Source organism: Algoriphagus jejuensis (assembly GCF_039523455.1).
In the GTDB taxonomy this organism is placed as follows: domain Bacteria; phylum Bacteroidota; class Bacteroidia; order Cytophagales; family Cyclobacteriaceae; genus Algoriphagus; species Algoriphagus jejuensis.
The window spans coordinates 206,626-221,333 of sequence record NZ_BAAAFI010000048.1; the positions used below are offsets into that span (position 1 = coordinate 206,626).

General features: G+C 47.4%; 10 protein-coding genes and 1 tRNA gene. 7 read left to right on the forward strand and 4 right to left on the reverse strand.

The annotated features are described in order from the left end of the window. Positions 1-168 precede the first annotated feature (168 nt). Together ABD031_RS20965 and guaA are read left to right on the forward strand one after the other, a co-directional pair. Positions 169-2,472: an ABC transporter permease gene (locus ABD031_RS20965; protein WP_343854838.1), complete on the forward strand. Its 2,304-nt coding sequence runs from the start codon at positions 169-171 to the stop codon at positions 2,470-2,472. A 334-nt stretch (positions 2,473-2,806) separates the two neighbouring features. After that, positions 2,807-4,336, forward strand: coding sequence for a glutamine-hydrolyzing GMP synthase (gene guaA / locus ABD031_RS20970; RefSeq protein WP_343854840.1), 1,530 nt, complete (start codon positions 2,807-2,809; stop codon positions 4,334-4,336). Positions 4,337-4,715: 379 nt separating this feature from the next. Here the strand turns inward: guaA and ABD031_RS20975 are convergent, their stop codons facing one another. From ABD031_RS20975 to ABD031_RS20990, 4 genes are all read right to left on the reverse strand, one after another. Next, a complete protein-coding gene (locus ABD031_RS20975) occupies positions 4,716-5,582 on the reverse strand; it encodes a cation diffusion facilitator family transporter (protein WP_343854841.1) in 867 nt (288 codons plus the stop codon). An 82-nt stretch (positions 5,583-5,664) separates the two neighbouring features. Next, positions 5,665-6,972 carry an APC family permease gene (locus ABD031_RS20980; RefSeq protein ID WP_343854843.1) on the reverse strand — a complete coding sequence of 436 codons (1,308 nt, stop codon included), beginning with the start codon at positions 6,970-6,972 and terminating at the stop codon, positions 5,665-5,667. Between the two features lie 158 nt (positions 6,973-7,130). Beyond that, entirely contained in the window at positions 7,131-9,692 is a 2,562-nt protein-coding gene (locus tag ABD031_RS20985; protein WP_343854845.1) for a cation-translocating P-type ATPase, read from the reverse strand. A 138-nt stretch (positions 9,693-9,830) separates the two neighbouring features. Next, positions 9,831-10,370, reverse strand: a complete 540-nt coding sequence (locus tag ABD031_RS20990) for a DUF4924 family protein (RefSeq protein WP_343854847.1) — start codon at positions 10,368-10,370, stop codon at positions 9,831-9,833. 389 nt (positions 10,371-10,759) lie between these two features. On the opposite strand from ABD031_RS20990, the gene lepA reads away from it, so the two are divergent. The 5 genes from lepA (at position 10,760) to ABD031_RS21015 (ending at position 14,698) form a co-directional block, all read left to right on the forward strand. Then, a complete protein-coding gene (gene lepA, locus ABD031_RS20995; protein WP_343854848.1) occupies positions 10,760-12,547 on the forward strand; it encodes a translation elongation factor 4 in 1,788 nt (595 codons plus the stop codon). 63 nt (positions 12,548-12,610) lie between these two features. Beyond that, entirely contained in the window at positions 12,611-12,967 is a 357-nt protein-coding gene (locus ABD031_RS21000) for a four helix bundle protein (RefSeq protein ID WP_343854851.1), read from the forward strand. A gap of 53 nt (positions 12,968-13,020) precedes the next feature. Beyond that, positions 13,021-13,902 carry a bifunctional methylenetetrahydrofolate dehydrogenase/methenyltetrahydrofolate cyclohydrolase FolD gene (folD, locus tag ABD031_RS21005; RefSeq protein ID WP_343854853.1) on the forward strand — a complete coding sequence of 294 codons (882 nt, stop codon included), beginning with the start codon at positions 13,021-13,023 and terminating at the stop codon, positions 13,900-13,902. A 78-nt stretch (positions 13,903-13,980) separates the two neighbouring features. Further along, positions 13,981-14,064, forward strand: a tRNA-Leu gene (locus ABD031_RS21010). Between the two features lie 91 nt (positions 14,065-14,155). Further along, entirely contained in the window at positions 14,156-14,698 is a 543-nt protein-coding gene (locus tag ABD031_RS21015) for a DsrE family protein (protein ID WP_343854855.1), read from the forward strand. Positions 14,699-14,708: the final 10 nt, after the last annotated feature.

Consider the following 14,708-nt stretch of genomic DNA (forward strand, 5'->3'; position numbering starts at 1 on the left):
AAGATTGCTTCGGACTTAAAAAATCCGATTGCTGAGGAAGAGAGATATGTCCTACTAATGACGGTTCAACGAACCTTCCTCTTCCCACCTCCAAACCTCCAACTATCCATGCTTCGCCATTACCTACGTCTCGCGCTTAGAAATTTTTCAAAGCACAAATCCATATTCATGATCAACCTGTTTGGTTTGGCTATCGGCTTAACCACCGTGATTTTAATTATGGCTTGGGTTCAACGTGAGGTTTCAGTACATCGCGGCCATGAAAACGGACGTAGGATCTTTCAGGTGATGACCAATCACGACAATTCTGCGGGGATCAATACGATCAACATCACTCCGGCGCGAATGGCCGAGGCAATGCGTGCAGAGCTTTCGCAGGTGGAGATAGCTGCGGGCGTTTCTCCCTTCATCGATGGGGTAAGCTTCGAAAATGAATCTACCAAAATGACAGGGGATGGCTATTTTGTAGATCAGGCCTATTTCGATATTTTTTCCATTGACTTTGTATCAGGCAGCCAAGCTGGAGCCCTGACGGATATGAACTCGGTGGTGATTTCGAATACCATGGCTGAAAAGCTATTTGGAAACGCGCAAAATGCACTGGGCAAAACACTCAAGTGGCAGGTATTTAGTTTCAATAATGAGGTCGAGGTAACTGGCGTGTACGAAGATTTTTCCGATGCCCAAGCGATCGACAAGCCGGAGTTTTTATTGAACTATCAATTCTTTGTCAACATGCTTGGCGAGGGAGCTCATTGGGATAATTTTAACGGGATGACGTTTTTGATCTTGCGAGAGGGAACCGATCCGGAGAATTTCAACGAACAAATTGCTGATTTCATCAAAGGCAAAAAAGCGGAAAGTAATGTAACCGTCTTTGTGCAGGCGTATGAGGATACGTATCTGTACGCTGCGTATGAAGGTGGGAAAATCGCCGGAGGGAGGATTAGTTATGTCTATATTTTCTCAGCCATTGCAGGATTTATTCTGCTGATTGCCTGCATCAATTTTATGAACCTGACGACTGCCAGATCTATGAGTCGTCTCAAAGAGATCGGCGTAAAGAAAACTATGGGAGCCAATCGCGCTGGACTTTTCTCCCAATTCATGACGGAGTCCTTTCTCCTGAGTTTGTTGGCTTTGGTACTTGCCTTGGTTTTAGTTATTGTCTTAAATCCATTTTTCAATGAGCTGACGGGAAAGTCTATTCAGATTAATTTCGGAATTCAGGAAATCAGCTTTCTGGTCTTTGTTTGGGCCTTGACCAGCTTACTCGCTGGGATTTATCCGGCAGTTTATCTTTCTAGGTTTAAACCGATGCAGGTGCTCCGATCCAATCTGAAAGGGAGCTTTGGAGAGCTTTTGGCTCGAAAAGGTTTGGTTGTTTTTCAATTTGCAGTCTCTCTTCTATTGATCATCGGGATTTCGGTGATCGCCCGTCAGATGAATTTTATCCAAAATCAAAACTTGGGTTATCAGCAATCTCAATTGATCCAAATCCCTGCTTCTGATCTAAATGCTGCCCAGACGAATGCATTCTTGGAGCAAGTCAAGAAAGTGCCCGGGGTAGAAAACGCTTCGAGTTTGAATCATCAGCTGATTGGACTTTCGAGTTCCACGATCGGTCTGGATTGGGAAGGAAAGGACGAAACCGAGCAGGTAAAGTTTGAGAATGTGACGGTAAATCTTGAGCTGATCGAAACCATGGGCTTTGAGCTGGTAGCGGGAAGGGCTTTTTCGCAAGAATTTGGAGATGAGCGGACCAAGTTGATTTTGAATGAAGAGGCTGCACGGGTTATCGGTTTCCAGGAACCGGTTGGTCAGATACTCAATCTCTGGGGAGATGATATGGAAGTAATCGGCGTGGTAAAGAACTTCAATTTTGAATCGCTCAAAGAAGCAGTCAAACCCGCATTTTTGAAATACGACGATAAATTTTCGACAAAAATGATGGTTCGTATTCATCCGGAAAATCAGGAGCAAACGTTGGCCGGAATTTCAAATTTGTACAAAGAAAATACTGGTAAAGTGATGGATTATTCTTTCATGGATGAAGATTTCCAATCGCTTTATGAATCCGAAAAGCGGGTGGCGAGCTTGGCCAAGTACTTTGGGGTAGTTGCCATATTTCTTTCTTGTCTCGGCTTGTTCGGCTTAGCGGCTTTTACGGCAGAGAAACGCAAAAAAGAAATCGGAGTGCGAAAAGTGATGGGTGCGTCTGTTTCGAGCATTCTTACCATGGTTTCCAAAGAATTCATTCAATTGGTTTTGGTGGCGATTTTCCTTTCCGTCCCGATTGGCTGGTATCTGGCGGATTCGTGGCTCGATGGGTATGCCTATCAGGCTACGCTGAGTTGGTGGATTTTTGCTGGATCAGGGTTGATTCTGGTGGTAATCGCAGTGATGACTGTGAGTTTTCAGGCCTTTAACGCCGCAAATTCCAATCCGGTGGAAAGTTTGAAGAGTGATTGAAATAGATGTATGGTTTTAAATCGAAGAGATTGAGCTAAGGCATTGAAGCTTCAGCCCTAATCGCCGGCTTCATCGCCAGCGGACTTGAAGCGATTCCTGAGACGGATCTGGTATTTGAGGAAATTCCGATGAGTTGAAATGACAGGTGCTTTTTTCAGACTTTCTCATTCCCAATCGCGATAGGATCAACCAAGCTTTGATGCCAGTTTTTGGTTAGCCCACTTCGAAAACTTTTTCGGAGTCGACTCAATCTTCTGAGGCAGCTTTACCAAACATTCTTCGGAAAATTTCCGGGATAGTTTCGGCAGTTTGACTGGCCTGCTTACCTTTGCGCATGGCAGAACAAATCCTCATCCTTGATTTCGGTTCTCAGTACACCCAGCTCATCGCTAGAAGAGTCCGAGAACTGAACGTTTATTGCGAAATCCACCCCTACAACAAAGTTCCTGAGATCACCGCCGACATCAAAGGTGTGATTCTTTCAGGTTCCCCATGCTCGGTCAGAGAAGCCGATGCTCCGGATTTGGATCTGGGGGCGTTTCGCGGCAAACTGCCACTTTTGGGTGTTTGTTATGGAGCTCAACTTTTGGCAAGCAAATTTGGAGGTGAGGTATTGCCATCCACGATCCGTGAATACGGTCGTGCCAATCTCGATCACATTGATCTGCATCATGACCTCTTGAAGGAGATGACCCACGGTTCTCAGGTTTGGATGTCTCATGGAGATACCATCAAGGAACTTCCAGCAGGATTTGAAGTGATTGCGAGCACCTCATCCGTTCGTGTGGCGGCTTTCAAAATAGAAGGGGAAAAAACCTACGGCATCCAGTTTCACCCGGAAGTGACGCACTCCACTGAGGGCAAAAACCTACTTAGAAACTTCGTGGTCAGTATTTGTGGCTGTTCTCAGGATTGGACTTCGGATGTGTTTATCGATGCATCGATTGCTGACCTGAAAGCGAAAATCGGTTCTGACAAAGTGGTGATGGGTTTGTCGGGAGGAGTTGATTCTTCCGTCGCGGCGACCTTGATTCACCGGGCGATTGGCGATCAGTTGACTTGCGTATTTGTGGACAATGGACTGCTGCGCAAAAATGAATTTGAAGAAGTACTCGATTCGTACAAGCACATGGGCTTGAACGTGATCGGAGTCGATGCCAAGCAGCGTTTTTACGATGCCTTGGCTGGTCTGACCGATCCGGAAGCAAAGAGAAAAGCCATCGGAAAAGCCTTTATCGAGGTTTTTGACGATGAATCACATAAGATAGAAGGCGTAAAATGGCTGGGTCAGGGTACTATTTATCCGGATATCATCGAGTCTGTTTCAGTCAAAGGTCCTTCTGCGACCATCAAATCCCACCACAATGTGGGCGGTTTGCCGGACTTCATGAAACTGTCTGTGGTAGAGCCTTTGAATACGCTTTTCAAAGACGAAGTACGGGAAGTAGGCCGCGCGCTGGAGATTGTAGAGACAATCATCGGTCGCCACCCTTTCCCGGGACCGGGATTGGGAATCCGCATCTTGGGAGACATCACGGAGGAAAAAGTCAAAACCCTTCAGGAGGTAGATCATATTTTCATCAAAGGATTGAAAGACCACGGACTTTACGATCAGGTTTGGCAGGCAGGAGCGATGCTTTTACCGATTCAGTCAGTTGGCGTGATGGGTGATGAGCGGACTTATGAGAAAGTCGTCGCACTTCGTGCGGTGGGTTCAGTGGATGGCATGACCGCTGACTGGATTCACCTTCCTTATGAGTTTCTAGGCAAAATTTCCAACGAGATCATCAACCGCGTCAAAGGGGTGAATCGCGTCGTGTACGATATCTCTTCCAAGCCACCTGCTACGATCGAGTGGGAATAAGGCGAATTGGGATTTATAAAGATCCTGAGCTGGAAAATAGGATCCTGCTTCTTCGGAGGCAGGATTTTTTTCTTTGCCGTTTTCCTGTTTCTCCATAAGCTGGGCATTTAATGTCTCTTCCCACAAATTGCCATGGTTTTTTTTGCCAAAAAGATCTCGAAGGGCGAAGTATTTAAGAAGATCTATCGGACTTAGAATTTTCACCATTACAACTCCATCATTTTTTTTCAAGAGCCCAGAGAAAAAAGCTGACGCTTTTTTTGGGTTAACGTAAATGGCGAACGCCTAAGTACCATTTCGTTTCTTCTTTCGACGATTCTCTCACAGATTTATCCGCGTAGATCAGCGATTTTTTCTGCGAAAATATGAGGGAGAAGTATCATGCAGGCTCGACGTGGATCAGCACATTTCCCAATTGAGGGATCTCTTTTTTTAGTCTGTCTTTCAGAGAATGGGCAATGTCGTGGCCTTCTTTGACCGTCAGGGTTCCCTTGACGGTAGCATGTAAATCCGCGTGATACTTCATGCCTGCCTTGCGGATAAAGCACTTTTCGGTTCCTTCTACTCCCCGCACTTTCAAAGCGGTTTTTCGGATCTTAAGGGTGAGTTCTTCGTAATTGTCCTCATCCATCACCTCACTCAAAGCCGGTCTAAAGATGCCGTAGCAATTGTACAGAATAAACCCGCAAGCGATTAGAGCAGCGTAGTCATCGGCAACTTCAAATCCTTCGCCTCCAAAAAGTGCAACCGCAATCCCGATAAATGCAGCAACCGACGTGATCGCATCCGATCTGTGGTGCCAAGCCTCGGCTTTCAAAGAGGAGCTTTGAAGCTTTTTGGCCCGCTTCATCACCACCTGATAGGAGATCTCTTTCCACAGAATAATCCCGCCCAACACGATCAAAGTCCAGGAAGCAGGCAATTCATGCGGACTTTTGATATTTTCGATGGCTTGCCAACCGATTACAAAGGCAGACACGATTAGAAAAGCGACGACCAGGAAGGTGACCAAGGGTTCTGCTTTACCATGTCCGTAAGGGTGATTTTCGTCCGCCGGTCGGGCAGCGTATTTCAAACCCAGCAAGACCAGCAGGGAGGAAAAAATGTCTACGGTGGATTCGATGCCGTCCGCGATCAATGCATACGAATGACCAAAAATTCCCGCCAGAAACTTAACGGCAGCCAGGACCGCATTTCCTAAAATGCTAAAAAGAACGGTTCTGATGGCGAGGTTTGGTTTGGGCATGTTTTAGGACGGAATTAGGGGATAGGCAGCATTTTTCTCGAATCAAGGAATGGCACGGTTGGAGTACTTTGCCCGAGTAAAATCAGGCAGATTGTTGCTTTTTTCCCAACCAATAAAGGCCTGTTCCGATGGCCACAAACAATCCGGTCATATAGACCGATTGCGCACTGACCTGAAGCATCAACCAAAGGCAGGCTAATATACCCAACACTGGAATGGAATATCCCCCTTTTAATACAAATCGGCCCTGCTTTAAGAATCTTGGTCGCAGCTTCGGGATGGCGGCACAGCTCATGATGTAGAGAAATAGCCTGGATAAAACTGTCATAGCTGCCAAGACCGTAAATGTGCCAAACGCCGACAGCAAAAATGCCGAGACACCGAAGAAAATGACGGAGTTGGCCGGAGTCAGAAATTTTGAGTGCACAGTGCCAAACCAAGCCGGAAGCGAGTTTTCTAGCGAAAGCGCGTAGGTCACTCGGGTAGCCGAAAACATCGAACCGATCAAATTGGCTATCACGGATGCCGCCACTCCAATCATCAAAATGACCGCCCCGACGCTCCCAAAAAGTGCGGCTGAAGCGTCCAGAAGAGGTGTTTTTGTTGCTGCTAGATCAGGTGTGGCAGCCTGAGACACGAGTTGGATCAACATATAGAGCACGGTGACACAGCCCAAGCCGAGCAACAATCCCAAGGGCATGTCTCGCTCCGGACGTTTTGCCTCGCCGGCGGGAACCACCGCTCCTTCAAAGCCTACAAATGCATATATCAACAACAAGGCCGCGCTTCCAAGATCCGAAGTTGGCGGCAGTGGCGTGTCAAACTTCGGGATCACATCCGCCCCCAAGGTGATAAAACCGCCGACCGGTAACAGAATCAACACAGCAAACTTGATTATTGTAAAAACGGTCATCGATCGGATCGATTCTAGTGACCCCAGCACATTGATCGCACCGAGTCCGATGCAAATGATCGCTAGGGAAATCAACCTGCCGGTGCTATCTCCCGCGATTGGAAGGAAATAGGCAACGCTGTCTGTAAGCAAAACGGTATTGGCGGAAAAGGAAATCAGACGTGCGAGGTAGTACAACCATCCGCCCTGAAAGCCGATAAACGGTCCAAAGGCCAATCTTCCATAGGTGATCGGGCCGCCTGTACCTCGGAAATAGCTTCCCAATTCGGCAAAGCAAAGGATCACAGGAAGCATCAAAAGTGCGCAAAACGCATAGATCAGAATGCTGTATTCTCCGGCCAAAGCCGCTGCTCCGCTTGGAAGACCGAAGATTCCCGCCCCAATCAGCCCATTCACCACCAGCATCCAGATTCCCCAAAGCCCCAGATTTCTGGGCAGTTTTTCGAAGCTTTCTTCTGCAGGTTTGGTTAAGGGCACCTAGGTTTGGTTTTACTTGGAAAATCGGATTTTGGAAGATAAAGAGAAAGTTCTAAGAAGAAAATGGAAATGGTACCGATGGCCTGTTTCTGCGAACGCAAACGGGCTCTTGCTTAGCCAGATCGAAGAAAATAGGGCCGGACTGCATTCTGGACATTCTATTTTTTGATCAGTGTTCTGATCCATTTTTCCATCTCTACTGCGTGGAAAACGATCAAAGCCATTGCCCCGCAAAAAAGCAACTCCACCAACTCTAAAGGCCGGGTTCGGAAGATGTCATTCATAAACGGCAGGTAGATCACCCCAAGCTGAAGCACCATCGTCAGTCCGACGGAAATCAAAAGAGGCTTGTTACTCAGAAAACCCTGTTTGAAAAGAAAGGTTCGGTCGCTTCTTACGGCCATCACGTGGGCGAGTTGAGAGAACGAAAGTACCGAAAAGACCATCGTCTGCCAGTGCCAATCTTGCCGGATTGCCCAGTGTTGTGTGAAGATCGTCACCCCGGCCATCAGCATTCCGACCCAGACGATGTGATATCCCACTCCTTCGGCAAACAGACTTTGCTTCGGCGGACGAGGAGGGCGGTGCATCAGATCTTTCTCCGGCTTTTCTCCGGCCAGAGCCAAAGCTGGAAGTCCGTCGGTTACCAAATTGATCCAGAGAATATGAATGGGCAGGAGGGGATTGGGCAAGCCCAAAAATGGAGCAAGCCCGATCACCCAGATTTCCGCTCCGTTGCAGGTCATGATGTACTTGATGAATTTCCGGATGTTGTCGTAGATTCTTCGTCCTTCCTTCACGGCTTTGACGATCGTCGAAAAGTTGTCGTCCAGCAAGATCAAGTGCGCCGCTTCCTTACTGACATCGGTACCGGCGATTCCCATCGCCACGCCAATAGTCGCTGCTTTGAGCGAGGGCGCATCATTGACTCCGTCTCCAGTCATTGCCGCAAAATGTCCCTTGCGCTGCAGGGTCTGTACGATCCGAAGCTTTTGCTCAGGAGCTACCCGAGCATAGACACTGACTTGCTCGACGATTTTTTCGAATTCTTCTTCATTGAGGTTTCCCAGCTCTGCACCAGTCAGTACCAGATCTCCCTCTTTCCAGATGCCTACTTCCTCAGCGATGGCCCTGGCGGTGGCGGGATGGTCTCCGGTGATCATCACGGGCTTGATTCCGGCGGCGATGCATTCATGGATTGAAGTTTTCACGGTCTCCCGCGGGGGATCGATCATGGCTACTTTTCCAAAATACTCGAGCTCAGCTTCCAAACCTGCCCACTCGGCCTCATTTGGCAGGCTTGGGATTACTTTTCCTGCGAAAGCCAAAATTCGCTGCCCTTTGGCGGCGAGGTTTTCAGAAGATTCCTCTACCTCTTTGGCCAGATTTTGATCTTTTAGAATCTCCGAAATGGCTTCAGACGCACCTTTGCAAAGCACCAAAACCTGATCACCAAATTGGTGGAGGGTACTCATTCTTTTTCTTTCCGAGTCAAAAGGGATCTCTCCGATCCTCGGAATTTCTCCGGAAAGTCGCTCATAGGCCTCAAGGGAGAAGGTTTCCAGAAAGTCTTCCACCAAAGCGAGTTCGGTCGCTTCTCCTTCTGGCCTTCCCTTCTTGTCCACATGCACGTCATGACACAGTCCCATTGCCACCTGAAGATTGGAAAAATCCGTGAAGAGGCCAGGCGTGTCGATGGGGTGGGATGCCACGACAGTCATCTTATTTTGGGTAAGCGTGCCGGTCTTGTCCGTGCAGATGTAACTGACCGAACCGAGACTTTCCACAGCTGGAAGCTTTCGGATCAGGGCTTGCTTTTTTGCGAGTCTTCCCGCGCCGAGCGAAAGTGCGATTGTGATCAGCGCAGGCAGTGCTTCAGGGATAGCCGCCACCGCTAAACTTATCGATAGCAACAAAACTTGGTAGATGTCTTCTCCTCGAGCCCATCCCGCCACAAAAAGCAATGCACAAATGCCCAGGATCAGGTAGGAAATCACCTTCCCAAACCGCGCCATACGCTGTTGCAGCGGCGTGATCGGAGGATTTTCCTGAAGTAGTCCGGCAATTTTGCCTATCTCAGTCTTCATTCCGGTGCCGATCACCAGCCCGGTAGCGCGGCCATTCGTCACTAGGGTTCCCTTAAATGCAATATTCAGTTGATCACCGGGAGAAAGGTTTTCTGCTGAAATCGGTCCGGAAGACTTGTCGATAGGGACGGATTCGCCGGTTAGAGAGGATTCGTCGATTTTGAAGGAAAAAGTCTCGATCAGTCTGGCGTCCGCCGGTACCATATTCCCCGCTTCGAGGAGGATCATATCTCCGGGTACGAGCGCTTTGGACGGCAATGAAATAGTCTGACCATCGCGGATGACTTTGGTCTGGGTCTCTGTGAGTTTCTTCAGCGAGTCCATCGCCTTCTCTGCCCGGTATTCCTGCACAAAGCCCAAGACGGCATTCAGCACGATAATCACGAGAATGATGATCGTGTCCGTGAGGTCGCCGACGATTCCAGATACGACTGCCGCAGCCGCCAAGATCAGGATCATGAAGTCTTTGAACTGGGCCAAGAATACCAGCCAAATAGGTTTTTTTTTCTTTTCCTGGAGTGCATTCGCGCCAAATTCGACGATTCTTTTTTCGGCCTCGTAAGTTGTTAGTCCAGTTTTTTGGGACTTAAATTCCCTGAAAAGTTCGCTAATCGGTTGTTGGTAAAAAGTCATGGCAGCTGGCGTTCATTTGTGCTTAAAATACAAAGGAATAGCGAGATGAATGAGGCCGATTCCATGAACTTGAGAAATTTCGGAATGGCACCTTTTCGTTTAGAAAACCATTCGAAAAAAGTAAACCAGGCCCTGTCCTTAATTCGGGGACATAAAAATCCGCTGCTGGTAGTTGAAATTCAGCAGTCCAAGGACTTCTCCAAAGGCTTCTGATGCTTCTAGCTGTCTTTTCGGAAGCTCTTTGCCCAAAAGGCGAGCGAGCAAAAGCCCATAGATACCATTGAGACAAATCTGAATTTCATTTCCGGGGTCGACTCCATTTGCTGCTACGATGGCATCCAAGATAAAAGGCTTTGCTTTGGTGTAGGTGTCAAAGTAAGTTTTATCGGTCTTGAGTAGCTTCCAGTGGAGGTTCGCCAGATTTTCGACTACGTCCTTTAGTTCTTTAAGATGCCCATTTTCGAGGATTTGCTGGCTTTTCATTTTCTCCAAGATCTCTTCAAACCAAATTGCGATTTCTGCTTTTTCATCGTCAGAAACAGGATAGTGTGAAACGACAAATTGCTTGATTTCAGTCATGTTTCCTTGATAGGAGCGGATCAGATCCTCCATTTGATACATGTAGATCAGGTATTCTCCGATGTTTTGGGATTTTTTACGCACAGCGATGGATTTCATTCTTCTCTCTTTTTTGCTTCGCAAAGATAAATATGATGTGGTAGGCAGGATGTCAAATGCGGAAGAATTTGCCTGAACTTCACCTCAGAAGATTGGCTTAGTCTAGGCTATTTTAGGTTCGCCTGGTGACAAGACAGGGAACAAACTACCCCATCTTTGTTACAAAACTTACGATTTAGTCATTTGAATTCCATCATTTTTATCCTAAATCAAGCTGAGTTACTTTGCTTAAAAAAGAAGGGAGATTCCAAATTTTAATTTTTCTCTCGGGAGAAAGTCTACCAGTGTATCCAACTTTTCCTTTCTATACGGTAGAAATCCCCATCCTTCCCTCCAAAAATAGCCCTCCAAGATCCTTTATTTTTACTACTTTTGCGGCACGTAAGCTTATGAAAAACATCAGGAATTTCTGTATCATCGCCCATATTGACCATGGGAAGAGTACATTGGCGGATAGATTATTGCAACAAACCGACACGGTAGCGGATCGGGATATGCAAAATCAGTTGTTGGATAATATGGATCTGGAGCGCGAGCGTGGGATTACCATCAAATCGCACGCCATCCAGATGAAGTACAAACACGAAGGGGAGGAGTACATTCTCAACCTGATCGATACTCCCGGACACGTCGATTTTTCTTATGAGGTTTCTAGGTCCATTGCTGCCTGCGAAGGAGCACTGTTGATCGTCGATGCGTCTCAGGGTGTGGAGGCACAGACGATTTCCAACCTTTATCTGGCGCTCAACCACGACCTGGAGATTATTCCGGTTTTGAATAAAATCGATCTTCCCGGCGCTGATCCCGAAGCGGTGGCAGATGAGGTGATTGATCTGATCGGTTGCGACAGAGAGGATATCATTTTGGCCTCCGGCAAAGCAGGACTGGGAATCGATGATATTCTCAAGGCGGTGGTGACCAGAATTCCGGCACCCAAAGGCGATCCCGAAGCACCGCTTCAGGCAATGATCTTCGACTCCGTATACAATTCATTCCGTGGCGTAGAGGTCATCTTCCGGATTTTCAACGGTACAATCAACAAGGGCGATAAGATCAAATTTGTGAACACCGGTAGGGAATACGAAGCCGATGAAATCGGGATTTTGGGGCTGAACCAAATCCCTCAACAGACCATGTCTGCCGGAAATGTGGGCTACCTCATCTCCGGAGTCAAAGTGGCCAAAGAGATCAAAGTCGGAGACACAATCACTCATGTCAAGCGTCCGTGTGACGCGGCCATTCAGGGTTTTGAAAACGTCAAACCTATGGTTTTTGCCGGGATCTATCCCGTAGAAACTACCGACTATGAGGAGCTTCGCTATTCGATGGAAAAACTCCAATTGAATGATGCTTCGCTCGTCTGGGAACCGGAAACTTCCATGGCTTTGGGCTTTGGATTCCGCTGTGGATTCTTAGGAATGCTCCACATGGAGATCATCCAGGAGCGACTGGAGCGTGAGTTTGACATGACGGTCATCACGACGGTGCCTTCTGTGCAGTTTAAAGCGCTGATGACTGATGACACCATCCAGTTGATCAATGCACCTTCTGATATGCCGGATCCTACGCGGATGAAGCACATCGAAGAGCCGTATGTGAAAGCGTCTATTATCACTGCCGCTGAATATGTCGGTGCAGTGATCACCCTTTGCATGGACAAGCGGGGCCAGATCAAAAATCAGGTTTACCTGACTGCTGAGCGCGTCGAATTGACCTTTGATATGCCTTTGGCGGAAATCGTTTTTGACTTTTTTGACAGACTGAAAACCATCTCCAGAGGCTATGCTTCCTTGGATTACGAGCTGATCGGTTACCAAGTATCGCACATGGTGAGACTGGATGTGATGCTTAATGGAGAGCCGGTCGATGCCTTGTCAGCGGTTGTTCACCGGGACAAGGCTTATGATTGGGGTAGAAAGCTTTGCGAAAAATTAAAGGAACTTGTACCTCGTCAAATGTTTGAGATCGCGATCCAAGCAGCGATTGGGCAGAAAATCATTGCAAGAGAGACTGTAAAGGCGATGCGTAAAAACGTCTTGGCGAAGTGCTATGGCGGTGATATTTCGCGTAAGCGTAAACTCCTCGAAAAGCAGAAGAAAGGCAAGAAACGAATGAGGCAAGTCGGCAATGTCGAGATCCCTCAGGAGGCGTTTATGGCGGTGCTGAAGCTGGACTAGACGATTTGGGATTTTTGATTTACGATCTACGAGCGAAAATAGGACTTCAAACCTTTGTGATAGATGGACAAGTACGTGATGCAGAGAAGGACAAAGAAATTTGCAGTCGATGTCTGGAATCTATGTTCCATGCTTCCCCATTCTCGTGAGTTCAATGGGTATGTAAATCAAATCATCCGTTCGTCAAGTTCGGTCGGTGCAAACTACCGCTCAGCTACCCGCGCCAAATCCACTGCGGATTTTATCAATAAATTGAAAATAGTGGAGGAGGAAGCGGATGAAACCCAGTATTTTCTCGAACTTATCTTGGAGGTGCAAAAAGAACCATCTCTAGTCGATGAAATCAATAGGCTTAGGAAAGAAGCAGATGAATTGGTAGCAATCGTCGTTTCCAGTATAAAAACTTTGAAATTTAGCTAGGCGTCCAATCACGTTAAGGCGTCGTAAATCGTATATCAAAAATCAAAAATCGCATGGTACTGATTGACGGTAAAAAAACCTCCCAAGACATTAAAAATGAAATCGCTTTTCGCGTAGCGGAAATAAAAGCTAAAGAAGGTAAAATTCCTCATTTGGCGGCGGTTCTCGTGGGAAGTGATGGCGCAAGCCATACGTATGTCAACGCCAAAGTAAAGGCCTGCGAAGAAGTGGGATTCAAATCCACACTGGTGCGATTGGATGCCGATGTTTCTGAGGAGCAACTCCTCAAAGCGGTAGAGGATATCAACAACGATGCGGATATCGATGGGTTGATCGTCCAGCTCCCGTTGCCCAAACATATCTCGGTGGATAAAGTCACCAACAAGATCAAGCCTGAAAAAGACGTGGATGGTTTCACCCCGGCAAACGTCGGCCGTATGACCCTGAATTGGCCTGCGTATGTCGCAGCAACTCCTTATGGTATCATCGAGCTACTGAAAAGATATGAGATCGAAACGGCTGGAAAACATTGCGTGGTGATCGGCAGAAGTCATATTGTGGGTAGTCCAATGAGTATTCTGATGGGTCGAAACGGTTATCCTGGAAATGCGACTGTGACCTTGACTCACAGCAAGACCCAAAATCTCCCGGAGATTTGCCGAAGTGCGGATATTTTGATCGTAGCGATCGGAAAGCCTGAGTTTGTGACTGGTGATATGGTGAAGCCAGGCGCTGTGGTAATCGATGTGGGAATTCATCGGGTCGAAGATGCCAGCAAAAAGTCTGGCTTTAGACTGATCGGCGATGTGAAATTTCAAGAAGTCGCAGAAAAAGCGTCTGCCATCACGCCCGTCCCGGGTGGAGTTGGACCGATGACTATCGCCGCTTTGCTTTATAATACGCTTCAATCTGCCGAAAAGAAGGTATTTGGATAAAATTGAAAAAAAGTAGAGAAATCATCGAATCGGGTTTGCTTCGATTGAGTTGGATTTCTACTTTTGCAATCCCTAACCGCGCACGTGGTGAAACTGGTAGACACGCCACTTTGAGGGGGTGGTGCCCTTACGGGTGTGGAAGTTCGAATCTTCTCGTGCGCACAGAGCCTAATCGAGCAATCGGTTAGGCTTTTTTGATTAGCGGAGGTTTCGAAGTCTGATTTTTACCTATTTTTCTGAGAAATATTTTCAGATGAAAAACACTATTTCCGCTTTCGTTCTAGGTCTATTCTTGGTTTTGTCGGTTGACGTTTTGGCGCAAGGCCCCCAGTTTCCGATTGTCAAGGGTTTTGGAGGCATCTTCGAAATCCCTGAAGCAACCGAACGTCCTGATCCCAAATTGGAATACAAGATCCTGGTAGACCTGTCCACGGGGGCAGAGGATAACAAGGCTATTTCACGCTGGGTGGACAATGTGGCTAGGATGATGAATTTACATGGTTTGGCGGGCGTACCACAGGAAAATATCAAGGTGAAGGTCGTCGTCCATGGCGGCGCCATCTTTACCTTACTCAATGACGAAAACTACAAGGAGAGATTTGAAGTAGATAACCCCAACCTGAAGGTATATGAGGCATTGAAAGCTGCCGGTGCAGATATTATGGTTTGTGGGCAATCCATGAGAGCACGCAATCTGGAAGTTTCGGATCTGTGGCCTGGTATCCGAGTGGCGCATTCTGCGCTGACGACGATTACTACCTACGTACCCCAAGGGTATGTTTTGTTGAAATTTTAACTGTTTTGGA

Coding starts and splice junctions, on each gene's coding strand:
- ABD031_RS20965 (WP_343854838.1), top strand. CDS start 169: ATGATCAACCTGTTTGGTTTGGCTATCGGCTTAACCACCGTGATTTTA.
- guaA (WP_343854840.1), top strand. CDS start 2,807: ATGGCAGAACAAATCCTCATCCTTGATTTCGGTTCTCAGTACACCCAG.
- ABD031_RS20975 (WP_343854841.1), bottom strand. CDS start 5,582: ATGCCCAAACCAAACCTCGCCATCAGAACCGTTCTTTTTAGCATTTTA.
- ABD031_RS20985 (WP_343854845.1), bottom strand. CDS start 9,692: ATGACTTTTTACCAACAACCGATTAGCGAACTTTTCAGGGAATTTAAG.
- ABD031_RS20990 (WP_343854847.1), bottom strand. CDS start 10,370: ATGAAATCCATCGCTGTGCGTAAAAAATCCCAAAACATCGGAGAATAC.
- lepA (WP_343854848.1), top strand. CDS start 10,760: ATGAAAAACATCAGGAATTTCTGTATCATCGCCCATATTGACCATGGG.
- ABD031_RS21000 (WP_343854851.1), top strand. CDS start 12,611: ATGGACAAGTACGTGATGCAGAGAAGGACAAAGAAATTTGCAGTCGAT.
- folD (WP_343854853.1), top strand. CDS start 13,021: ATGGTACTGATTGACGGTAAAAAAACCTCCCAAGACATTAAAAATGAA.
- ABD031_RS21015 (WP_343854855.1), top strand. CDS start 14,156: ATGAAAAACACTATTTCCGCTTTCGTTCTAGGTCTATTCTTGGTTTTG.